This window comes from Indibacter alkaliphilus LW1 (assembly GCF_000295935.2).
GTDB lineage: Bacteria > Bacteroidota > Bacteroidia > Cytophagales > Cyclobacteriaceae > Indibacter > Indibacter alkaliphilus.
In genome coordinates this window covers 414,476-436,480 of the sequence record NZ_ALWO02000052.1, presented here as the reverse complement: position 1 = coordinate 436,480, position 22,005 = coordinate 414,476, and the positions used below count along the sequence as shown (strand labels likewise).

The 22,005-nt window shown below is 41.0% G+C and carries 18 protein-coding genes and 1 tRNA gene; 5 read left to right on the top strand and 14 right to left on the bottom strand.

The window, feature by feature from the left end:
- Positions 1-25: 25 nt before the first annotated feature.
- Entirely contained in the window at positions 26-643 is a 618-nt protein-coding gene (locus A33Q_RS20230; protein ID WP_009032847.1) for a response regulator, read from the top strand.
- A 137-nt stretch (positions 644-780) separates the two neighbouring features.
- On the opposite strand, the gene A33Q_RS20225 is transcribed toward A33Q_RS20230, so the two are convergent.
- Complete coding sequence (locus A33Q_RS20225; RefSeq protein WP_016255640.1) at positions 781-1,818, bottom strand: hypothetical protein; 1,038 nt, start codon at positions 1,816-1,818, stop codon at positions 781-783.
- Positions 1,819-1,935: 117 nt separating this feature from the next.
- Positions 1,936-4,041: a T9SS type A sorting domain-containing protein gene (locus tag A33Q_RS20220; protein ID WP_009032849.1), complete on the bottom strand. Its 2,106-nt coding sequence runs from the start codon at positions 4,039-4,041 to the stop codon at positions 1,936-1,938.
- Positions 4,042-4,133: 92 nt separating this feature from the next.
- Between A33Q_RS20220 and A33Q_RS20215 the strand changes: the two genes are divergently transcribed.
- The gene (locus A33Q_RS20215; RefSeq protein WP_009032850.1) at positions 4,134-5,432 is read left to right on the top strand and encodes a UDP-N-acetylmuramoyl-tripeptide--D-alanyl-D-alanine ligase; all 1,299 of its coding nucleotides are present in this window, start codon (positions 4,134-4,136) and stop codon (positions 5,430-5,432) included.
- A 210-nt stretch (positions 5,433-5,642) separates the two neighbouring features.
- Here the strand turns inward: A33Q_RS20215 and A33Q_RS20210 are convergent, their stop codons facing one another.
- The gene (locus tag A33Q_RS20210) at positions 5,643-6,200 is read right to left on the bottom strand and encodes a hypothetical protein (RefSeq protein ID WP_040490739.1); all 558 of its coding nucleotides are present in this window, start codon (positions 6,198-6,200) and stop codon (positions 5,643-5,645) included.
- Positions 6,201-6,259: 59 nt separating this feature from the next.
- Here A33Q_RS20210 and A33Q_RS20205 point away from each other — a divergent pair, with 59 nt between their 5' ends.
- The gene (locus tag A33Q_RS20205) at positions 6,260-6,940 is read left to right on the top strand and encodes a DUF2461 domain-containing protein (protein ID WP_009032852.1); all 681 of its coding nucleotides are present in this window, start codon (positions 6,260-6,262) and stop codon (positions 6,938-6,940) included.
- Positions 6,941-6,949: 9 nt separating this feature from the next.
- Here A33Q_RS20205 and A33Q_RS20200 read toward each other — a convergent pair whose 3' ends face one another.
- The 9 genes from A33Q_RS20200 to A33Q_RS20160 form a co-directional block, all read right to left on the bottom strand.
- A complete protein-coding gene (locus tag A33Q_RS20200; RefSeq protein ID WP_009032853.1) occupies positions 6,950-7,222 on the bottom strand; it encodes a hypothetical protein in 273 nt (90 codons plus the stop codon).
- Positions 7,219-7,662 carry a hypothetical protein gene (locus A33Q_RS20195; RefSeq protein ID WP_009032854.1) on the bottom strand — a complete coding sequence of 148 codons (444 nt, stop codon included), beginning with the start codon at positions 7,660-7,662 and terminating at the stop codon, positions 7,219-7,221. Before A33Q_RS20195 ends, A33Q_RS20200 begins: the two co-directional genes overlap by 4 nt.
- Complete coding sequence (locus A33Q_RS20190; RefSeq protein ID WP_016255637.1) at positions 7,662-8,180, bottom strand: RidA family protein; 519 nt, start codon at positions 8,178-8,180, stop codon at positions 7,662-7,664. The genes A33Q_RS20195 and A33Q_RS20190 overlap by 1 nt, the downstream gene beginning before the upstream one ends.
- A gap of 204 nt (positions 8,181-8,384) precedes the next feature.
- Positions 8,385-9,596 carry a glycoside hydrolase family 57 protein gene (locus A33Q_RS20185; protein ID WP_009032856.1) on the bottom strand — a complete coding sequence of 404 codons (1,212 nt, stop codon included), beginning with the start codon at positions 9,594-9,596 and terminating at the stop codon, positions 8,385-8,387.
- Entirely contained in the window at positions 9,593-10,882 is a 1,290-nt protein-coding gene (locus A33Q_RS20180) for a glycosyltransferase family 4 protein (protein WP_016255636.1), read from the bottom strand. Before A33Q_RS20180 ends, A33Q_RS20185 begins: the two co-directional genes overlap by 4 nt.
- Positions 10,883-10,892: 10 nt before the next feature.
- Complete coding sequence (locus A33Q_RS20175; protein ID WP_009032858.1) at positions 10,893-12,809, bottom strand: amylo-alpha-1,6-glucosidase; 1,917 nt, start codon at positions 12,807-12,809, stop codon at positions 10,893-10,895.
- Between the two features lie 105 nt (positions 12,810-12,914).
- Positions 12,915-13,061 (bottom strand): hypothetical protein, encoded by a 147-nt coding sequence (locus A33Q_RS22320; RefSeq protein ID WP_009032859.1) that lies wholly within the window; start codon positions 13,059-13,061, stop codon positions 12,915-12,917.
- A 99-nt stretch (positions 13,062-13,160) separates the two neighbouring features.
- Positions 13,161-13,236: transfer RNA gene (locus A33Q_RS20165), tRNA-His, on the bottom strand.
- A 76-nt stretch (positions 13,237-13,312) separates the two neighbouring features.
- Positions 13,313-14,659 carry a dihydroorotase gene (locus A33Q_RS20160; RefSeq protein WP_009032860.1) on the bottom strand — a complete coding sequence of 449 codons (1,347 nt, stop codon included), beginning with the start codon at positions 14,657-14,659 and terminating at the stop codon, positions 13,313-13,315.
- 137 nt (positions 14,660-14,796) lie between these two features.
- Here A33Q_RS20160 and A33Q_RS20155 point away from each other — a divergent pair, with 137 nt between their 5' ends.
- The gene (locus A33Q_RS20155; RefSeq protein ID WP_009032861.1) at positions 14,797-16,155 is read left to right on the top strand and encodes a DEAD/DEAH box helicase; all 1,359 of its coding nucleotides are present in this window, start codon (positions 14,797-14,799) and stop codon (positions 16,153-16,155) included.
- A gap of 264 nt (positions 16,156-16,419) precedes the next feature.
- Here A33Q_RS20155 and A33Q_RS20150 read toward each other — a convergent pair whose 3' ends face one another.
- Together A33Q_RS20150 and A33Q_RS20145 are read right to left on the bottom strand one after the other, a co-directional pair.
- Positions 16,420-17,004 carry a hypothetical protein gene (locus A33Q_RS20150; protein WP_009032862.1) on the bottom strand — a complete coding sequence of 195 codons (585 nt, stop codon included), beginning with the start codon at positions 17,002-17,004 and terminating at the stop codon, positions 16,420-16,422.
- Between the two features lie 108 nt (positions 17,005-17,112).
- Positions 17,113-18,609, bottom strand: a complete 1,497-nt coding sequence (locus A33Q_RS20145; RefSeq protein ID WP_009032863.1) for a M28 family peptidase — start codon at positions 18,607-18,609, stop codon at positions 17,113-17,115.
- A 205-nt stretch (positions 18,610-18,814) separates the two neighbouring features.
- Between A33Q_RS20145 and gcvP the strand changes: the two genes are divergently transcribed.
- On the top strand, positions 18,815-21,712 hold the full coding sequence (gcvP, locus tag A33Q_RS20140) for an aminomethyl-transferring glycine dehydrogenase (RefSeq protein ID WP_009032864.1): 2,898 nt from the start codon (positions 18,815-18,817) through the stop codon (positions 21,710-21,712).
- Positions 21,713-22,005 lie beyond the last annotated feature (293 nt).

The window sequence follows — 22,005 nt, the reverse complement described above, 5'->3', positions numbered from 1 at the left end:
AACAATCAGATATAAAAAAAGGATTATGAAAGTCTTCCTAGTCGACGACCATGCTATTCTACTGGATGGGATCAAAAGCCTGCTTTCCAAAGAGGCATCACTTGAAGTTTGCGGTGAAGCCCACTCCGCTGAAGATGCTTTGGATTTTTTGAAAAAAAACGCAGTTGACCTTCTGATTACAGACTTCAACCTTCCAAACATGGATGGACTAAGCCTGGTAAGGCTTGTCAAAAAAATCAGCCCTGACACTAAGATTCTTATGCTCAGCATGCATGATGAAACCCACCTCGTAAAAGAAATCCTCAAAGAAGGTGTCTCCGGATATGTGCTGAAAAATGATTCCCACCGGGAACTCTTACAAGCCATTGAAACAATCAAGAACGGGAAAATCTACCTCTCCAATGACATCAACAGAATCATCATCAACAGTCTTCAGTTTCCTGATGAAGAACGTCTCCTGACAGACAGGGAGAGAGAAATCCTAAAATTGATCGCCAAGGAATTTTCCAACAAAGACATTGCAGAGCAATTATTCATTTCGGAAAGGACGGTAGAAACCCATAGAAAAAACATTTTCAGGAAAACCAAAACCAATACATTGGTCGGTCTGATCAAATTTGCCTATGCCAATAATCTGATCTGATTTTTAATGATTTGGACAAAAACTGAAAGATATACCACGCAAAACCCAAGAGCTGCGACTGGTGTATTAATTAGAGAAAATCATTAACTTATAAAAAAAGCCGGAGCTTTCACCCCGGCTTGGTAGAGTAAGTTTCCTTACTTTCCCCTGGCCCCAACGACCAATGTGTTGGCAAAAGCTTGACTGTACTGGGTAAAAAGATCCCTTGCTGCTGCCATATAGTCCTCCCTTGATATTTCTACAATTCTCGGATCAAAATCCACATCAGGTCTTGACTTTAATGAAAACCATTTACTGAAAAGGCTTTCTGCCTTCGCCTTATCCGAATAAATATTCGCCTTATATTCCTTGTTGGAAACAAACTCAGAAGACATCGAAGCAGGAGCTGAATTTGGCCCTCCTTTGGGACCAATAAAATCAAAGGTATTATAAGAAATCCTCATTTTAGGTAGGACTTTCATTTCGGCACTGGTTGTCTTCCCTCTTCTACCAGCATCCAATTCCACATCCAGTTCCACTGTGGAAAAATCCACATTGATATTCTGCAAAATCATAGTGGCATTTGTTTCTTTATGTGCTTTTTTGATCATTCCATAAAAAGCAGGCCCTCCCCCTTTCATCAATGATTTTTCGTCAAACATAAAAATCGTGTGATCCGGCATCACCTTCACCGTACCGGCTCCTATGTCATCAGAAGAGGCTTTACCTTGCTTTTTATCGGTTTTCCCATCAAACTTCTCTTTGATCTTTCCGAAGCTTTCCAATTGATCCACTTCTGACATTTTCAGAACCCGAAATCCTGATTTTTCAATTTCATTTTCCAAGATGCTTTGGAAGTCATTGGCCAAAGCCTGAAAATCCTCCAAGCTCAACCCTGCATCCAAAATAGTGGTCACTTTGGCGGATCCTTTCTGTCCTCCGGCATATTGCCCCCCTTTGCTATGCGCTTCAAATGTATTCTGAAGCTTGCTGAGCTTTCCTTCCTGGACCACCTGGGCTGTTTCCGAATAAGTTTCGAAACCGATCTGAAACTGGGGGATGTAAAAAGCATCCTGTCCTTTGAGGGTCTTGTTGTAGTAGCCTTTGGCACCTACTCCTGTAAACAACTCCTGTGCTGCAAGGCTCCCGGATAGAAGCATAGCAACAGCTAATGTTAAAATTTGCTTTTTCATCATTGTATTGGTTTTGTTGGGACTTTATTTGATAGGATAAAATTGGACTATCCTTTAGTCAGATAAAATCCCCTCAAACCGGTAATTCCTTATCCGTACCAGTACGGATAGTTACAAAAATCAAGGACGTACAATCAGTTTTCGGACTATTTTCCTATTGGACGCTGTCCTGAAATCCAAAATATAAATACCGGGCTGCAAAAATGAAAAGTCATAGGAATTGACTCTATTGGCATCCACAGGCAAATCCTCCGCAATGACCTGCCCCAAGGTATTGACAATCCTTAGGCTCAGGGCGGAGGAACTCAAAACAGAAAACACTCCCTGAGAAGGGTTTGGAAAAACATTCACTTGAACTCCTTCCACAGGAGGAGCCACTGTACTTTCATTGCGCAGCACTTCAATACCGCCTCCCGGTGCACCTAGGATCAAATCCCTCCTGTTTTCAAAAGGCAAGCCCATACTGGAAAGAGGCGTGATTCTACCAAATCTCCCAAGGATGAAATCTTCCTCAGCCCTTACTTGTACTTGCTCTCTTTCTGCCTGATTCATAAAATCAGGGATAAAATTCAAAATCCCCCTTTGGTCAATGGCATAAAGAGAAGGCTGTGAACCAGCTATTACATGAACCTGTAAGTTTCTGTTGGCAGGGTTATCGGCAAAACCCAAAAACTGCCTTTCCTCTATTTCAAAAGCATCCAGTTCATCATTTGCAGATAACAGGATCAACTCCCCAAGCTGTCTTGATAGCAAGAGGTAATTTTTTCCTTCATAGGCAAAAAACTCTATTTGATCCAAAGGCATCAGTTGAAGGGAAGAGATGCTCACCTCGGTTCTTTGCTCCAAGTCAGGTGAATTACTTTTGAAAACCCTTCTTGACAAAGAAAGGTCTACTGTATCCGTTCCGATCAGCCAATAGCTTCGACTACCTCCCTGACTCTGATATTCCAGGTACTGCAGATCAAGCAAACCCAATTCCGATAAGCCTTTATAATCGGAATCTTTCAACTGCCAGTTGTCTCCTTCTACCCCGATCAAACTGGCTTTGCCTACCACTTTTCCTTCGACAAAAGCATTGGAGGTGACAATAAGCTCCCCTTCGTTGGCAAAGCCCCGAAAGAAAGGCCTGCTATTTTCTCCCAAATCCAACAACTGATCCTGAAGAAATGGTGCGAAACCGGTGCTTTCTGACGATGATTGAAAAATATTGCTGCTATAATCTGCCTGAAAAGCAGCTGATGAACCAGAGGCCAGAGAACTGACTATAAGCCGCTCTTTCCAAAGTGCCGCCGCATGAAAAACAGGGAATTCAGGAAGCGTTCCGAAGCCGGGCACACTCAATTGGAATTCATCGAAAATGGGATTGCTGCTGCTTCCCTTGTTGGGCAGGTAGTATAAAGTATTGCATTCATCCTGCCCCATCAAAAGGTCCTTGACCCCATCTCCATCAAAGTCGGAATAAAGCAGAGAATGCCCTCCTGCATGTAGTATCCGGCCGACAGGAAGTTCCTCATCCACGGATCCTATGGGCATCCCTGAACAGGTAACGCCAAAGCTGAAGCTCCCGCAATCACAAAATTCAAAACCTCCCCACCTGGCTTCTGGAAAAGCAAAGCCATCAATATCCGGGCTGCCTTTTCGCTCCATACTGGTGTTTCTATAGAATTCTATATAGTCCCCAATGGCAAAATTGAAGGTCAGAATATCCAAATCTCCATCCCCATCAATGTCCGCGATCAAAGGAGTGTCCAGATTGTTGGCTGTGACATTGGATCCATTATCCAGGCGGAGAAAATTCTGGGCAACTTCCCATTGGGGAAAAGCGCTGCCCGGAGAACTCACATTCCTGTATGCCTTGATTCCAAAAGGACTTGAGGTAAAAAGATCCTTTCTCCCATCCGAATCAAAATCTACCAAAACTAAAAACCCATTGACATCAGAAGGGAAGTAAAAACCCATCTCAGGAAGATAATTCCATCCACCGTCTTCGTCCACGGCAAAGACCAATATCCTCCTGGAATTGATGTCCCAAATGACCATTTCCTCCACTCCATCACCATTGGTATCCATTTCATTGATCTGTGCAGCATTGATCCCCGGAGAAAAAGGCACATTGACCATGCCTTCAGGGCCTGAAATGGAAATAGACTGGTCAAAAGTGAAATTTTGTTGTCCCAATGACAAAAAGCTCAAAAACATAAACAAAATTGCGGTGAAATACTTCATCAGGACACTTTACTGTAGAAACCTAAAATTAAACGATTCCAAATGATATAGGATATCAGTATTACGTTAATTTTAAGGATTTAATTGCAATTATGGATATTCAGCTACTTTATCAACACTTCAGAAATAGCAGCGGCGTAAGCACCGACACCCGACACATCTCAAAGGGCAATATCTTTTTTGCCCTCAAAGGCCCCAACTTCAACGCCAATGAATTTGCACCAAAAGCCTTGGAAGCTGGCGCAAGCCTTGTCGTCATCGATGAGGAAAAGTTTGCCGTTGCCGGAGACGAACGCTATTTTTTGGTGGATGATGCCCTGACAGCTTTGCAGCAATTGGCTAACTATAGAAGAAAGCAGCTCTCCATCCCAATCATAGGATTGACAGGAAGTAACGGGAAAACCACTTCCAAGGAACTGCTTCATGCCGTACTGAAAACCAAATACAGGACTGCAGCAACAGTGGGCAACCTCAATAACCACATCGGTGTGCCCCTGACTTTATTGGCCATTCCGGATGATACTGAGATCGCCATTATAGAAATGGGAGCCAACAAACAGGGGGATATCAAAGAGCTTTGCGACATTGCAGATCCCACGCATGGATTTATAACCAACATCGGCAAGGCCCATTTGGAAGGAATGGGCGGACCAGAGGGAGTATTGAAAACAAAGACTGAACTTTTTCAGCATCTTCGGGAAAACAAGGGTACTGTATTCATCAATTCCCAAGACCCTATCCTATCCAATATGGCGAAGCGTTTTGAAAATCCGGTCTTGTATCCCACCAAGGGCGATTTCTGTGAAGTGGTTTTTGAAGATGCCAATCCTTTTGTGCAATTCAGGGTGGAAGGCGATTCCACGATCCATACAACACATTTGATCGGGGCATACAATTTTGGCAATATTGCCAATGCCCTGACAATAGGTAAGTTTTTCGGTGTGTCTATGCAAGAAGCAGTAGAGGCCGTCAAAGCGTACAATCCTTCCAATATGCGCTCCCAATTGGTAGAAAAGCGCAGCAACCTGATCATCCTGGATGCCTACAATGCCAACCCTTCCAGCATGGAAGTGGCAATAGATACTTTCGGGAAAATGACCGGAAAAAAACACAAAATGATCATATTGGGTGACATGTATGAACTGGGAGACAGCACTGAGGAAGAACATGCCAAGCTGGGAGAACTGGTCTCCAAATATGAATTCGATAAAATCTGTTTTACCGGGAAATATGTACAGGCAGCATTATCCAAGGCACCTATGAGGTCTCTCTATTTTCCCGATCCCTTTTCATTTCGCAACTGGCTTCAGGATTCCAAATTCGAAGATCACCTGATCCTGATCAAAGGAAGTAGGGGCATGAAGCTGGAGGGCTTGGTGGATTTTATTTAGTATGGTAATTTTGTCGGATGACAGATGACAGATGCTGCCATCTTTCTAACTTTTGACCATGATTCGTTTTATATTTGAAGCTTACTTGCCAGAAAGCCTACATACAATATTTAAAGGTAGTTTTCAGCTAAAAATCCTGACAAGTATGCCTTATCACTAAAGATAAGCCTTCCTGGCAGGATTTATAATTTTAGATTAAACCAATTTAATCTAATTTTCTCTGTTTTTCTTTTTTAAAAGCCACCCAAGTCTAAACTCAAATTCTATCGGCCAAATAGCCCCATTACCTATATCATCAAAAATATAAGCTGGCCCGATATTAAAATAATAATGAATGACCCCTTCATTTCTTTGAAGCCCCCAATGCGGGCCAATTTTGAATGTATGAGGAGAATACCTGACAAAACTGGCCGTAATTTCCGGACTTATATATTGAGCTCTAAGAGTCAGGTAATTTCCATTGTTGTTCTCTATGGACTTCCCCTTTGCTTTTCTCTTTTCAAAATTATAGTACCAGCGTGATTGTATGTCGTAAAAGGGAGCCAGTTGTAGGAGAATTCCAGTTCCGATAGATGGCTCAGTCAAAGGAGGATAACTTCCGGTGTAGGTAATTCCAGCCTTTTGGGCCAATGTATTCCTAGGACCTATACTTTTTTCAAACTCCAAACTTGGAGTAAACAAATTGAGTTTCCATAGGTCCTCAGTTTGCGCAAATATATTCTCCTGAAAAAGCCAAAGACTAAAAATTATTAAAACTATTTTTTTCATTATTAAAACTATTCTTTTCATTATTAAAACTAATTTGCAAAAATATCACTTATACAAGCATGAGCAAAAACTACCTGTCATTTTTATCCCAACTCGCCAAAAACAACCACAAAGAATGGATGGACGAAAACAGGGTCTGGTACCAGGAGGTAAGGGCTGAATTTATTGAAGACTTAGCTGAGCTTTTGGCAGGTATCAGCACTTGGGAGCCAGACTTAAGTGCTTTCAAACCCAAAGATTGTGTCTTCAGACAAAACAGAGATGTGCGCTTTTCAGCAAATAAAGATCCATACAAAACAAATTTGGCCGCTTATTTTTCAATTGGGGGTAAAAAATCAAATGGTCCTGGCTATTATCTCCATATTCAGCCCGGAGGGAGTTTTATCGCTGGAGGTATCTGGATGCCTCCAAGTGAGGTGCTGAAAAATATCCGACAGGAAATTGACTATTCCGGCAATGAACTTGAAAATATTTTGACTGAACCAAAGTTCGAGGAAGCCTTTGGAGGAATGGAAGGTGAAAAACTCAAGACCAGTCCCCGGGATTATGATGCAGAACATCCCTACATCGAATTGTTGAGGCACAAAAGCTTCATTGTTTCTACGGCACTCAGCGATGAAGAAATCAAATCGGGAAATTATAAAGAAAAGGCCATCCATCATTTTCAATTGATGAAGCCATTCCATGAATTTTTATCCAGGGCAATAGAGGACGCTGAAGGAGGAGAAGGGTTGCTGTAACATTAACAATTAAAAATCATACAACTTCAAGTCTTCAAATATCCCAGATACAAATCCAAAACCCAAGAGCATGAAGAATAAAATCACTACACCCAAACCGACCAGATACCAGATCAATTTAGCCTTAGCCCAGTTAGCTTTGCTGGGGTTCCCCTCTTTGTCGAAAGCCCATACAATCAGCATAATGAAGCCAATCAATGGAATATTGGTTATCAATATGGTAATAAACCAATCTCCTGTATTTACCGGAGCAGGATGTTTAAAACTTTGATCAAAATTCATGGCGTAGGTTTTTCGTTGTTTAACAAATCTTTGACTTCAAAATTATATTCATTCATTGCGAAATTATCCGGGTTGACTGGATCTGACTGAATGAAAACGATCTGAATTTCTTGATAACTTTTGATTTTGCTGTATTCTTTGGCATAGAGCTCGGCACAGCGTAGGGCAATGTTTTCCTGATTGTATTGAAGGGCTGGATTTTGGCCATTATAAAACCTGAGCTCCACAAAACTCTTGTTCTCTCCATTCACCTTACTCCTGTTCATATTGACTTCTACTCGTTCAAAGTCACCGAATTCCAAAATCTCATCAGATGGAAAGTATCCCTCACCTACCATCTTATTAAATCCCCACATAGCCCCTTTGATAAGACTTTCGGGCTCGCAGGAACATGACTCTAAGCCAAATAAAATCAGTATTAAGAATAAGGCTTTCTTCATTATTTTGCTGCTACAGCTTCTATTTCTATCAGCAATTCAGGATTAGCCAAAGCATATACTGCAATAGTCGATCTCGCCACCTTATTAGGATTTTCATCGTTGTTGAAATACTCTCCATATGCTTTGAACCAGGCATCCCAGTCAATTTTACCATCTTTGTCGGGTGCAAGATACACTCTGAGGAAATACACATCTTCCATCCCAAATCCCGCCTCAGCAATGGTTTCTTTGATCCTTTCCAAGGTTCCCACACTCTGCTCATAAGTATTGCCATACCTTCCATAGGTTCCTGGAGTAGCGTTCTCATCCTTTACAGGTGCGACCAGTCCAGAAGTATAAAAGTATTCCTTTCCTTTTGGGATGTAAACACCCCTCAAAATACTTGCATCGGGTCGGTCATAGCGGACTATAAATTCCTCTTTTTCTTCTTCTCTTATCTCAGTGATTACAGAGGGATTGTTTGTACAGGAAATCAACAAACAGACTAGCATCAAATAAGTCAGTGATAGATATTTCATAATCTCAGTATTCATTTAGGTCAAAAAGGGGCTTGCAGATCATACAAGCCCCTCATTTTTGTTTACAAATTTATGATTACCCATTTTTCAACCAATAATCTATTCAGTATTAAACATTACTTTCAAACCAATATCAAGTGTCTTATATCAATTAATACCGATCTTGAACAATCCAGTTTAATGTTGACATTATAGATATTCAAATCAAGCTACACCTTGAATTTCTTTTTCCTTTCTGCTAACCCTGATGATAAAATCACTCAACACATTCATGTAATTGATAAATGCATCATAAGGCGTTTCATAGGGACTGAAATAAGCATGCACAGCTCCATCAGAAAAGAACTTTGTACTCATATAGTAGAAATGATCAGAGGTCTGTAGGTAATTCCAATCCCTCTGAATTTCAGGATCATCAATTTTATTTACTCTGGACTCTAGGTCGTAAAGCTTGGTAAAGGCCTCATTTTGAAGGTCATTGCCAAGCCATGCTGTCAAATCACGCTCTTCATCAGCCCAGGAGATTGGGATTGGAACTTGGATTTTTGCTATTGGATTGGCCTGCCCCAAGACTTCAGAAGGAGTGGAAAAAGTAAAATCAGTATGATTCAGAATAGCAGTGGGAAGCACCCTCATAAATTCGAAAATGCCGGTTTCAGCCCATTGATGCTCTCCAAACGTCTCATAATCCATAAAAAGGTTGACAACTTGATGCTCTTTAGGCACATTATTGACCCAAGCCGTAAACTTTTCGATAGTCAAAGGATGCTCGGACCAAGACTTATCGCTAAACCTGAAGGCGATATCATCACTCAACTGGAAGTTCTTCAATAAAATTTTGAAATCAGGATTGATGGAATTTTGATACACAAAGTTGGGCGACTTCCAGCCCAAAATATGTTTGGCGCCTTCTGTCAACATACCCATATACCCCATCTCAGCTACCATTTCACCTATTTTATCAGAATACACCAATTCGGTATTTCTGAAAACCTTCGGTTCATAGCCATTGAAAAGCCTCTTTATTTTTGCCCTATGTGTTTCTACCATCCGCTTGAATTCAGATTTACTCCTCAAAGAACACAGCGCATGCGCGTCTGTTTCGTTCAAAAGCTCTACCTGCCCAGTTGCGACAAGTCTTTGAAAGCTTTCCAGTACATCAGGCGCATAAGCCTCAAACTGATCCAGGCAAACTCCTGAAATTGAAAAAGCCACTTTGAACTTCCCTTGATGTTTTTGGATCAATTCAAGCAAAAGCTCATTCATTGGCAGATAGCACTTTTGGGCTACTTTTCTAATAACAGATTTATTGAGGTAATCATCCCAGTAATAGTGATCTTCGCCCATGTCAAAAAAACGATATGGCTTTATCCTAAAAGGTTGATGTACTTGAAAGTAAAAACAGATGGTTCTCATGGTTGTTTCTGGTGTAATTTTTCGTAAACAGTTACAAGTTTGGCAGCCACATGCTCCCATTTTAATTTTTTCAGCTCCTGACTTCCGAGTTCTTTGAACATCCTGGAGATGCTTTCATAATGCAAAAGGGCAAATATGGCATCTGCCATTGCGTCCACATCCCAAAAATCAATTTTGATGGCATTTCTAAGCACCTCTCCTACCCCGGACTGTTTGGAAATGATTACAGGCGTGTTGTGCCTTACAGCCTCTAAGGGCGCAATACCAAAAGGTTCGGAAACTGATGGCATTACATACACATCCGACATGGCATACATATCATCTACATCCTGACCCTTGAGGAATCCTGTAAAATGGAATTTGGTCCCCATTCCGAGCTCGGCTACCCTTTCGACCATTCTATTGAGCAAGTCTCCACTCCCCGCCATGACAAATCTCACATTTGGATCTCTGTCCAAGACTTTTTTGGCCGCTTCCACAAAATATTCCGGCCCTTTTTGGTATGTAATCCTTCCTAAGAAAGTAACGATTTTCTCCGGTACTTTTTTCTTGATTTTGGACTCAATGATACTTGCATCCAGTACGGCATTGTGCAAGACACTGACTTTATCCGGGTGAACACCGTACTTTTCTATTACAATCTTTCGGGTCAGATGGCTGACTGCCACCACATGGTCAGCAGCTAAAAGACCAGCTTTTTCCATTTCATAAACCGGCCCCTGATCTCCACCTTTTCCAGCTCTATCGTATTGCGTGGCATGGATATGCGCCACCAGTGGTTTTCCACTGATTTCTTTGGCAGCAATCCCAGCGGGATAAGCGAGCCAGTCATGGGCATGAATCACGTCATGATCTTTCATCCTGGCCACTTGCGTAGCTACCAAAGCATACCTTGCTACTTCTTCCATCAGGTTTTTGCCATATTTGCCCGAAAATTGGTATTTATTGGAAAAAACAGTTTCATCTATGTCTGAGCGATGATGCAAAGTATAATCCGTGTATTTTTCAAATTCCTCAGGTCCAAGATAAGGCACCAGATAACTATTGATTTCAAGGTAGGTGAGATTCTGCCAAGTATCGATAAACTTCTTTTCCCTGTAGTCAACCTCCACATCACTGGCGTTGACAAAATCTGCCAAAGGCTCTTCATCCCCCCATAATTTGGGAACAACAAAAATCACTTCCTGATTATGATGGTTCAATCCTTTGATCAAACCATAACAGGCTGTGCCCAAACCTCCAGAAATGTGAGGAGGAAACTCCCACCCAAACATTAAAACCTTCATAAAAATTTTTTTAAACTTTATTTACTAAATACATCATCCTCAACAATTCCCCTATACTCCATGCTTGCGAAATAGAGCCCTTTGGTCTATGTGGGGCGTCCCCATCATATATTTCTGCTACCGTTCCAACCCCATATTGTGTCATCACACCATCAAAATTCTGAATAATCTTATTTACAAAGTGCTTTCCAGACTTTCCATGAAGTTTGAGATAGCCTTCCACAAAATGACCCAATAACCAAACCCAAACGGTACCATTGTGGTAAGCAATATCCCTGAAATACTGATTTCCTTGATAATAACCCTTATATCCGGGATCTTCAGGAGAAAGAGACCGAAGACCTCTATTGGTCAGCAGTTTGGATTTAACTATCTCTAATATAGATTCCATTTGGTTTTCTTCCAAAGGAGAATAAGGCAAAGAAGTGGCAAACAGCATGTTGGGACGTACTGACCAGTCCTTGTAAAATCCATCCACATAATCCGCAAGGTAGCCTCTTTCATTGTCCCAGAAATGCTCCACAAATGAAGACTTCACTTTCTCTGAAAGTTTTTTGGAATCCTCATCTCCAGTAAGTTCAGCATAAAAACATAAGGCATTATACCACAAAGCATTTATTTCCACAGGGCAACCAATCCGCGGGGTAACTGGTCCATCAGAGTTCACAGCATCCATCCAAGTCAGGGCCAATCCCTCTTCACCTCCATAGATCAATCCGTTTTCCAACATGTGGATATTGTAATCTGTACCCTTCTGATAGCCATCAATGATCCCTTTCATTTTTTCAAGGTACTTTTTCTTAATTGTCTTAGAGTCACCTGTAAATTCTATGTATTGTTGCAAGGACCAAAAAAACCATAAAGGCGCATCCATTGAGGCTAAGTTTCTCATCACTCCACTACCAACATTTGGGAAAAGCGGCCCGTGAAGATCTGCCACCATAGTGTCTATGATTTCCAGAAAAGTGTCCTTATCACCTTGAGTGAGGGTAAGTCCCGGTGTAGCCACAAAAGTGTCTCTGCCCCACCAGCCAAACCATGGATAACCTGCAATCACATGGGTTTTCCCATCTCTTCTCTGTATAAATTGGCCAGCGGAATTTTTAAGACAATTCTCAAAATTATTTCTGGGTATTCTTCTTGCTATTTCCTTTTCAAAAGCCTTTTGCCTTGTACTTGGGTCTGCTTCAATCAAGCCTGCAGAGAAAATAACAGACTCGCCTTTTTCAATATCAAATTCAAAATAACCAGGAACCAACAGGTCTTCCTGATATTCATAGCCCCTTTCCCTTTCCATGATATACTCTATGTTGTAATACCACTCTGGCTTAGGCACAAATTTACTCTTCTTGGAAATCTGAAGATAAAGTGGGTTATACTGTGGGTAAAGTTGAAATTTACCACCATTTGGCACCTTTTCAAATGCAGTGTTGGCCTCAGGGTTTGCTTTAGAAAGCTTGTGATACCCCCTAAACGCTAAAAATGGATTGATTCTGATTTTGGTAGGCGAATGGGCTTCCAGCAAAGTATACCTGATCATCAACCTGTCTCTGTTGGTATCCAAGATGAGTTCCTTTTGCAATAGCACTCCACCAACTCTGTATGTCAGCTTCGGAATAGGTTCAGAATCAAAATCCTCAAGATATTTATGACCTCTTGGGGAGTAATTTCCGGGATATTTACTAATCCCCAAATTAAAACTGGCTCCTCTTTGAATTACAGTTTCATGAACAGTACTGAGCATAACATGCAGTTGTTCATCAATTTGCGGTTGTGGAGCTACCAAAAGCCCATGGTATTTTCTTGTATTGCATCCAATAATGGTGGTACTAGTGTAGCAACCTCCACGGTTGGTACGGATAATTTCTCTATCGAGCGAATAATTCAGGTTGATTAGTTGGGTCTTGTCAAAATGGATATAACTCATAGGTTAAAAGTTATTTAGATTTGCATAAAAATACCCTTTTGAGCCTGAAAGAAAAATAATATAGGACAAAAATAAAGGTTATATTTCTATAACCTTTTGATTTCCTCAAGAACGGGAAGTAATTCTTTCTTTCTGTATTTCCTCAAAATTCCGGATTGACTCCTCAAACTTACTGAGGTATAGTTGAACGGTCCTGATATCTATTCTTTTGATTTGAGGAAACCTCGGTGAAGGTTTATATAATGTGAACATACCTCTGGATTTTTTTAAACAATTGACAAATTTTATGCCATTTGGGTTCATTGCAAAGAATCTGAAATAATAAAACCCCTCTCAAAGAGAGGGGCTTATGGGTGAAAGACCGGGTTCGAACCGGCGACCTCTGGTGCCACAAACCAGCGCTCTAACCAGCTGAGCTACAATCACCATTTTTGATCTTTATTCAGAACTTTGTCTGAATGGAGTGCAAATGTAATATTCCACTTTTTACTACACAAATATACCTACTGTATTTTTCTGGAAAATTTTAAACGCTTCCCTTTCTTTTCTTCATTGAATACCCCGTTTTCGTACACCAAATGTCCGGAAACTATAGTGTGGGTGACTTGGCTTTTAAACTCATGCCCTTCAAATGGTGACCAGCCACATTTTGCCAATATATTTTCCTTCTCTACCTTCCATGGCAAATTGAGATCCACTATGGCTAAATCTGCATGGTACCCCGGTCTGATGTAACCTCTTTTTTCTATTTCAAATAAAATAGCTGGGTTATGACACATCTTCTCAGCTATTTGTTCAAGCCTGATTTTACCCTGATGATACAGATCAAGTACAGCTACCAGGCTATGTTGGATCAATGGCCCTCCTGACGGCGCTGAAGTATATGGATTGTCCTTTTCTTCCAAAGTATGCGGAGCATGGTCTGTGGCTATGACATCAATCCTTCCATCAATTACCCCTTTAAGAATAGCATCTCTGTCACCGGAAGTTTTCACCGCTGGGTTCCATTTGATCAAAGTACCTTTTTCTTCATAATCCTCTTCTGAAAACCAAAGGTGATGAACACATGCTTCGGCTGTAATTCTTTTTTCTTCCAAAGGAATTCTATCATCAAAAAGCATTACTTCCTTGCCGGTACTGATATGAAGGACGTGGAGTTTGGTCCCGTATTTTCTTGCCATATCCACAACTTTTTTGGAGGCATCATAACAAGCTTCCTCAGACCTGATTTTTGGGTGGTACTTCATGGGTATGTCATCGCCATACTCTTTTTTGTACTTCTCCAAATTTTCTTTGATGATATCATCATTTTCACTGTGGGTTGCTATCAATAGTTTACACTCTCTAAAAATTCTTTCCAGACTTTCCTGATTATCTACAAGCATATTCCCTGTCGAAGACCCCTGAAAGACCTTGATCCCACAGACATTTTCCGGATCTACTTTGAGAATCTCTTCTATATTGTCGTTGGTAGCTCCAAAGAAAAAAGAGTAGTTGGCAAGTGACTTTTCTGCGGCCAGGCTATATTTTTCTTCCAATAGCTCAATTGTAACTGACTGTGGAACTGTATTGGGCATCTCCATGTAGGAAGTGACCCCACCGGCTACTGCTGCTTTGCTTTCAGTGTAGATATCTGCTTTGTGGGTCAACCCCGGCTCTCTGAAATGGACCTGATCATCAATCACACCAGGAAAAACATGCTTTCCGGAAGCATCTATAGTCATATCAGCCTCAAATTCTGAAAGATCTTTTCCAACATTGAAAATAATCCCATCCTTAATCAAAATATCCGAAGGTGTAATCTTACCCTCATTTACTATATTTGCACCAGTGATAAGTATGCTTTTCATAAAAACTCAGTTTTTTGATGTGTGTATATTTATTGATAAAAACTTAATACAGACAAGGCTGTCATCTAAATGAACCCATTTATACTCCTTCCGGTTTCATTTATTCCTCATCCGGGTTTTCTCAAAAATAACAAATCATGCCTGAAGCAATTCAATCTTTTGAAAATTTTAAACTAAATAAGCAACTTTTAAATGCTGTGGAAGATTCGGGGTACACCAAACCCACTCCCATTCAGGAAAAAGCAATCCCATTGACACTAGCTGGACATGATGTTTTGGGCATTGCTCAGACTGGAACAGGGAAAACAGCAGCTTATGTACTTCCCATTCTGATGAAAATCAAGTATGCTCAAGGCAGTCATCCAAGAGTTCTGATTTTAGCACCGACACGTGAACTTGTGATGCAGATTGAAGAAGCTGTGATCACTTTTGGGAAGTACACTGACCTTAGATTCGTCAGCCTTTATGGTGGCTTAGGCCCAAAAACCCAGATCGAAAACATCCAAGCAGGTGTTGATATCATAATTTCCACGCCCGGTAGATTTTTGGACCTTTACAAAAAGGGTGAATTATTTACCAAGGAAATCAAAACCATGGTTTTGGATGAGGCTGATAAAATGCTGGATATGGGTTTTATGCCCCAGATCAGATCAATCTTGGAGATCATCCCCACTAAGCGACAAAACCTGCTCTTTTCCGCAACTTTTGGCCCAAAAGTAGACAAGTTTTCCCAAGAGTTTTTGGAATTCCCCGAGAGGGTCGAAGTAGCACCCCAGGCTACCACTGCTGAAACCATCCATCAGGTCAAGTATGAGGTACCTAATATCAAAACCAAGATCAATCTCTTGGAACACCTCCTGATCGATGAAACCCTGAACAGGATTATTGTATTTACCAAGTCCCGAAAAAATGCAGAATCTGTTTACAGTTATCTGGAAAGAAAAAAATTAGGTGAAATCCGTGTAATCCATGCCAATAAGGGACAAAACACACGAATCAATTCCATGGAGGATTTCAAAGCCGGTACTGTCAGGATCCTTGTAGCTACAGATGTGGCAGCAAGGGGGCTGGATATCAGTATGGTCAGCCATGTGATCAATTTCGACGTACCTCTGATTTATGAGGACTATGTCCACAGGATTGGACGGACAGGCAGAGCCGAAAATGATGGAATTGCCATTACTTTTGTCAACCCTGCTGAAATTTACCATTTCGGAAAAATTGAAGAAATCATCCGAATGCAGGTACCAGTGGTACAGATCCCTTCTGAGGTCAGCGTTCCTGACACACCTTTTGAAGAAAAGCAAGCTTATGAAAGAGAGCTTGACAACCAAAAGAAAAAGGAAAACCCTGATTTTAAAGGTGGCTTCCATGAGAAAAAGGCAAGACCCAAACCCAATCCTTTTCAAAAAGAAAAGAAAAGAGGCAACAAGAATTCCAAGGCTAAAAAAAATAGAAATCAGATGAAGACCAAAGGGAAGTGGAAGAATAAGTAATGACTTTTAGGTTGCAAGGTTTGTATTAGAGTCTCCCAGAGGGATATTATTGTACCAAAACTTGTCACTTAATCAGGAAATTTCCAAAAGGAAACAAAAAGTGTATCCCTCCACTTAGCCATTGAACTTCAAGCTATACTCTTTGTTGCTCGCTTCACGTCTCCAATCTCTCTTCTTTAATAAATTCGAGGTCAAAAAAGACCTCAAAGGTCACCCCCTCTCTTGTTTCTTTTTTTCTCACATCTCATGTCTCATTTCTAATATTTAATCTCTCGGTGGATTGATCATTATATGAGCCCTATGGGTTCCAGGGTCCATGATCCAAGGCATAGCCGGTCCGGATGGCCTCAAAGGCAAGCCAGTACTTTCGGAAGTAGCCCAAGGGATATAGACTACATACCTTAGATATGAATTCTGAACTTCCCCGATTTCTTTGTTGTAATCTTCCTCTTCAGCAGTAAGCACAAAAAGTGTGGCCCCATCCTTGATTTTGAGTTTACCACTTTTGACTTCTTCCTCTCTGATATCAAAAATCTCCTTAGCATTTTTCCCTTCCTTCCTGAGCTGCCTACCCCTTTCCATAAACTCATCCAATTCCTTGTGGTAGCAGGAAGCATTGAAGCCGGAATTATGGGGGTCATCGGCCAAGCAAATCAGATCGTTACTTCCTTTGCGTAAGACCACAAATTCGCCTTTTTCATTGTAGCCGTACACCATAGCGCCTTCCTTCAGTTCTTCAGGTGCTGCAAGGAGTGCCGTTTTGATTTGAATGTCTTTAGAAGGAATATGCTGTGCAAGTACTTGGCTGCACAATAGCATGAAAAAGAACAAGGAAATTTGAAGTTTCATAATTGCTTGATTTGGGTCGTGTTGAATTTAACATTTTTATCCCAAAGCAAAAAAGACCTGCCAGGCAAATTTCCCAACAGGTCTATTTTTCTAAAAACGTATTTTTTATTATCTCTCTCCCCTAGTATTCGAACCATCCACAGGAGTTCTCTCTTCTCTATTAGCCAAATCCCAAGCTGTATGGAAAATCAACTTGGTTCGTTTGGTCATCAGAGGGAACTCAATCTTGTCCACGGTATCAGTATGCTGATGGTAATCATCATGAACTCCATTAAAAAAGAATATCACAGGGATATTGTGTTTTGCGAAATTATAATGATCTGATCTGTAATAAAATCTATTTGGATCATCTTCCGCATCATACCTGTAATCAAGCTTCAAATTCGTATAAGTTATATTATTATATTCATTGATTATTTTTAGGTGGGAAGAAAGCATTTCAGACCCTATCACATAAATATATTCTTGGTCTTCGGCATCCTGATACTCATAATCTATCCTGCCGACCATGTCAATATTCAAGTTATTGACTGTATTTTCCAAAGGAAAGATTGGGTTATCAGAATAGTATTCAGAGCCCAAAAGCCCTTTCTCCTCTCCTGTTACATTTAAAAAGAGAACACTTCTTCTCGGCTTATGCCCATCCTTGGCAGCTAGGGCAAAAGCTTCTGCAATTTCCATTACAGCCACAGTTCCAGATCCATCGTCATCTGCTCCGTTATTGACTCTCCCCTGGCTATCAATACCGGTATGGTCATAATGTGAGGAAATCACCAAAACCTCCTCTTTTTTGTCAGTTCCTTCAAGGAAAGCCAAAACGTTTTCTGTAGGTACAAGTTTGGTATTTTTCTTTACCTGATAATTTACTTTTTGAGACTTTATTGATTCAGGATTATTTTTGGCAGCTTCTTTCAGAATTTCTACCGGAGTGTCAAACAGTTTTGACATCATATCAGAGCTCACCAAAAAGATCGGCTCCTGCTTGGTAGCCTGCTCAAAGCCTAATCTTCCCCTGCCGCTTAGCGACTTATACCAATTAGCCATTCTGTCAAAATTAGCCTGACCTTCCATAGTCACTATGATGATTCCAGCAGCTCCTGCTTCCATCACCTCCGGCACGACAGTCTGTGCTCTGCTTCCTATTGCCCAAAGTCCAACAAGCTTCCCTTTGATGTCTACCTTACTGAGGTTTTCCTCATTGGCCAAACCTAAAAATACCAAGTCTGTTTTTGCGGCCTTGGACATATCAGCATCTCCAATAAAAATAAAATCTTCATTATTCGCCAGTTTCTGCTTGCCAACTGCTAGGTTTACCTGAGGGTAAGAAACAGACGATAGGTTGAATTCCTGAAAGAAACTCCCATCAACAGGACCTGTCAATCCAAGCCCCTCATAAAATTCAGCAAGGTATTCGGCTGCCAATTTCTGACCTTTCTCTCCGGTATCTCTCCCTTCCAATTCATCTGAAGCAAGGTAAGTAAGATGTTTTTCAAGGTCTGCAGCAGTTATGGTAGATGCATATTTTAAAGCCTTTTCGTCCTGAGCACTAACTTGAAAAGCCATTGCAAATCCTATCGCTCCGGCTATCCAAAATCTCTTTTTCATAAATTATATTTTAGATTGTATATATACAGACCTCAAACTTATAAAAATATTCTAAATCCTATTGAACCGTTTATAAATTTGAATGTTACACAGATATATTTCTTTGGGTTAAAAAAAATGATATCATCCAATAATTTATACATTTGCACAACCTTACAAAAAGGTGAGAATATAACCCGAAATCAGTCATTTACCGCATCAAAAAATGAAGATTAATCTGACCCCCTCCACCAAGTTTGAACAAAGACACAACGGCCCATCTCCGCAAGAAATCACTGAGATGCTGGACCAGATTCAGGCAGCATCCATCGATGAGCTTATTGATCAAACTATCCCAAAAGCGATTCAACTTGAAAAACCTTTGGATCTTCCAAAATCCAAGACTGAAGCTTCCTTTCTAAAGGAGTTTAAAAAACTTGCCTCTAAAAATAAAATTTATAAATCTTTCATCGGACTGGGGTATTATGATACCATAGTTCCGGGTGTGATTCTGAGAAATATCCTTGAAAACCCAGGATGGTATACAGCATATACTCCGTATCAGGCTGAGATTGCTCAGGGTAGGTTAGAGGCCTTGATTAACTTCCAAACCATGGTCATGGACCTCACTGGCATGGAAATGGCAAATGCTTCTTTGCTGGATGAAGCCACTGCTGCCGCTGAAGCCATGACCATGTTGTTTGCTTCCAAGCCAAGAGATAAGAAAAATGCCTCCAAGTTTTTTGTGGATGAAAAAATCTTCCCACAGACCAAGGATCTACTGATTACGCGTGCGGCCCCAATTGGAATTGAGCTTGTCATTGCACCACTTTCAGAGCTTGACCTGACCGATGTAGATTTGTTTGGCATTTTACTTCAATATCCAAACCTGGATGGAGAAGTAATTGACCATAAACAATTGGTGGCGTCAGCAAAAGAAAATAATGTCTTGACCGCTTTCGCATCAGATTTACTAAGCCTTACCTTACTGACATCTCCAGGTGAAATGGGAGCAGATGTAGTCGTAGGTACCAGTCAAAGATTCGGAGTTCCAATGGGTTATGGAGGTCCACATGCAGCTTTCTTTGCTACAAAAGAAGCTTATAAAAGACAAATCCCCGGAAGAATCATCGGAGTTTCTGTAGATAAAGAGGGAAATAGAGCCTATAGAATGGCTCTTCAAACCCGCGAGCAACATATCAAAAGAGAAAAGGCTACTTCTAACATCTGTACTGCCCAGGTTTTGCTTGCGGTGATGGCCGGAATGTATGCTGTATATCACGGCCCAAAAAGCCTGAAAGAAATTGCAGCAAGAACGCATGGCTTGGCTCAATTAACCGCTAAAGCCTTGAAAATGATCGGATATGAGCAGTTGAACAAAAACTTTTTTGATACCATTAAAATTAAAACAGACCCTGTTCAGCAATCCAAAATCAAGGCCTTTGCTTTGTCAGCTGAAATGAACTTCAGGTATGAGGAGGGCGCAGTGGTCTTGGCTTTTGACCAGGCCAAAACAATCAGCGATGTAAAAGCGGTAGTTGAGGTATTTTCCAAATCTGTAAACCATAGAGTTGAATTTGATTGGGCAAAAATGGTATCCGAATTGGAGCTTTCATATCCTGAAGGCCTGATGAGAACCTCTGAATACCTGACACATCCGGTGTTCAACCAATTTCATTCAGAGCATGAAATGCTCAGATACATCAAGCGATTGGAAAACAAAGACCTTTCTTTGGTACATTCCATGATCTCTCTGGGTTCTTGCACCATGAAGTTGAATGCGACTACAGAAATGATCCCTGTAACTTGGCCTGAATTCGGTCAATTGCACCCTTTTGCTCCACAAGACCAAGCTGCAGGATATTATGAACTGTTCCAAAATCTAAGAAATTGGCTGAGTGAAATCACCGGCTTTGCAGACACTTCTCTTCAGCCCAATTCCGGAGCTCAGGGAGAATATGCCGGATTAATGGTCATTCGTGCATACCACCAAAGCAGGGGAGATCACCATAGAAATATCGCATTGATTCCAACTTCAGCTCATGGGACCAATCCTGCTTCCGCTGTGATGGCAGGTATGAAGGTTGTATTGGTCAAATGTGACGAAAGCGGGAACATTGATGTGGAAGATTTAAGAGCCAAAGCTGAATCTCATAAAGAAAATCTTGCATCTTTGATGGTAACTTATCCATCAACCCACGGTGTATTCGAAGAGGCAATTCAGGAAATCTGCCAGATTATCCATGACAATGGCGGTCAAGTATATATGGATGGAGCCAACATGAATGCACAGGTAGGCTTGACAAGCCCTGGAAGAATCGGTGCTGATGTTTGCCACTTAAACCTTCACAAAACATTCTGTATCCCTCACGGAGGTGGAGGTCCAGGCATGGGACCAATTTGTGTTGCAGAACATTTAGTACCGTTTTTACCTGGCAACCCTTTAATCGAAACTGGTGGAACCTCTGCCATTTCTTCAATTTCTGCTGCCCCTTATGGTAGTGCCAGTATCTTACCTATTTCTTACGCTTACATAGCCATGATGGGGGGAGATGGACTGACCAATGCAACCAAAATCGCTATTTTGAATGCCAATTACATCAAATCAAGACTGGAAACGCACTATCCGATCCTCTACACAGGAAAAGAGGGTAGAGCTGCACATGAAATGATTTTGGACTGCAGGGCTTTCAAAGAAATCGGTATCGAGGTAGAAGATATCGCCAAGCGTTTGATGGATTATGGTTTCCATGCTCCAACAGTCTCTTTCCCAGTGGCAGGGACCTTGATGGTAGAACCAACCGAATCTGAAACCAAAGCTGAATTGGATAGATTCTGTGATGCTATGATTGCGATAAGAGCAGAAATACAAGAAGTGTATGAAGGAAAAGCAGATAAAGAAAATAATGTGTTGAAGAATGCACCTCACACTGCGCAGCTTGCCCTTGCTGACAACTGGGACTTCCCTTACAGCAGAGAAAAAGCAGTTTATCCTTTACCATTTGTAAAAGGAAATAAATTCTGGCCTTCCGTAAGAAGGGTAGATTCTGCCTATGGAGATAGAAACTTAATGTGCAGCTGTATTCCGGTAGAGGAATATGCAGATGCGGAAGTTGAGGCTTAATTGAAGATTGAAGATTGAAGATTGTAGATTGGCCTTTCGGGAAACCGGAAGGCTTTTTTTCCTTTTATCCATGAGCTGGCTAATTGATCCATTTCCCTTTGTCATTATTCCGGATTTTTAGCAAGAATTTAAAAAATTAAATCCAGTGAGAAGTTTATGTAAAATTCAATTTTTCTGGACGTGATTGCTCTTCTCGTTTCCTTGCACCTCAACTGGCTTATGACTAATTTGGTCAAAACTATTTGTCAAAATCATGAGTAGATTCGGCGAAAAAATCAGAATGCTCCGACTGG

What these genes read in the sequence shown, in the direction of transcription:
- A33Q_RS20160 (WP_009032860.1), bottom strand. Translation starts at nt 14,659, where the DNA reads ATGAAAAGCATACTTATCACTGGTGCAAATATAGTAAATGAGGGTAAG.
- A33Q_RS20230 (WP_009032847.1), top strand. Translation starts at nt 26, where the DNA reads ATGAAAGTCTTCCTAGTCGACGACCATGCTATTCTACTGGATGGGATC.
- A33Q_RS20175 (WP_009032858.1), bottom strand. Translation starts at nt 12,809, where the DNA reads ATGAGTTATATCCATTTTGACAAGACCCAACTAATCAACCTGAATTAT.
- A33Q_RS20210 (WP_040490739.1), bottom strand. Translation starts at nt 6,200, where the DNA reads ATGAAAAAAATAGTTTTAATAATTTTTAGTCTTTGGCTTTTTCAGGAG.
- A33Q_RS20150 (WP_009032862.1), bottom strand. Translation starts at nt 17,004, where the DNA reads ATGAAACTTCAAATTTCCTTGTTCTTTTTCATGCTATTGTGCAGCCAA.
- A33Q_RS20185 (WP_009032856.1), bottom strand. Translation starts at nt 9,596, where the DNA reads ATGAGAACCATCTGTTTTTACTTTCAAGTACATCAACCTTTTAGGATA.
- A33Q_RS20200 (WP_009032853.1), bottom strand. Translation starts at nt 7,222, where the DNA reads ATGAATTTTGATCAAAGTTTTAAACATCCTGCTCCGGTAAATACAGGA.
- A33Q_RS20155 (WP_009032861.1), top strand. Translation starts at nt 14,797, where the DNA reads ATGCCTGAAGCAATTCAATCTTTTGAAAATTTTAAACTAAATAAGCAA.
- gcvP (WP_009032864.1), top strand. Translation starts at nt 18,815, where the DNA reads ATGAAGATTAATCTGACCCCCTCCACCAAGTTTGAACAAAGACACAAC.
- A33Q_RS20145 (WP_009032863.1), bottom strand. Translation starts at nt 18,609, where the DNA reads ATGAAAAAGAGATTTTGGATAGCCGGAGCGATAGGATTTGCAATGGCT.
- A33Q_RS20190 (WP_016255637.1), bottom strand. Translation starts at nt 8,180, where the DNA reads ATGAAATATCTATCACTGACTTATTTGATGCTAGTCTGTTTGTTGATT.
- A33Q_RS20205 (WP_009032852.1), top strand. Translation starts at nt 6,260, where the DNA reads ATGAGCAAAAACTACCTGTCATTTTTATCCCAACTCGCCAAAAACAAC.
- A33Q_RS20225 (WP_016255640.1), bottom strand. Translation starts at nt 1,818, where the DNA reads ATGATGAAAAAGCAAATTTTAACATTAGCTGTTGCTATGCTTCTATCC.
- A33Q_RS20215 (WP_009032850.1), top strand. Translation starts at nt 4,134, where the DNA reads ATGGATATTCAGCTACTTTATCAACACTTCAGAAATAGCAGCGGCGTA.
- A33Q_RS22320 (WP_009032859.1), bottom strand. Translation starts at nt 13,061, where the DNA reads ATGTTCACATTATATAAACCTTCACCGAGGTTTCCTCAAATCAAAAGA.
- A33Q_RS20195 (WP_009032854.1), bottom strand. Translation starts at nt 7,662, where the DNA reads ATGAAGAAAGCCTTATTCTTAATACTGATTTTATTTGGCTTAGAGTCA.
- A33Q_RS20180 (WP_016255636.1), bottom strand. Translation starts at nt 10,882, where the DNA reads ATGAAGGTTTTAATGTTTGGGTGGGAGTTTCCTCCTCACATTTCTGGA.
- A33Q_RS20220 (WP_009032849.1), bottom strand. Translation starts at nt 4,041, where the DNA reads ATGAAGTATTTCACCGCAATTTTGTTTATGTTTTTGAGCTTTTTGTCA.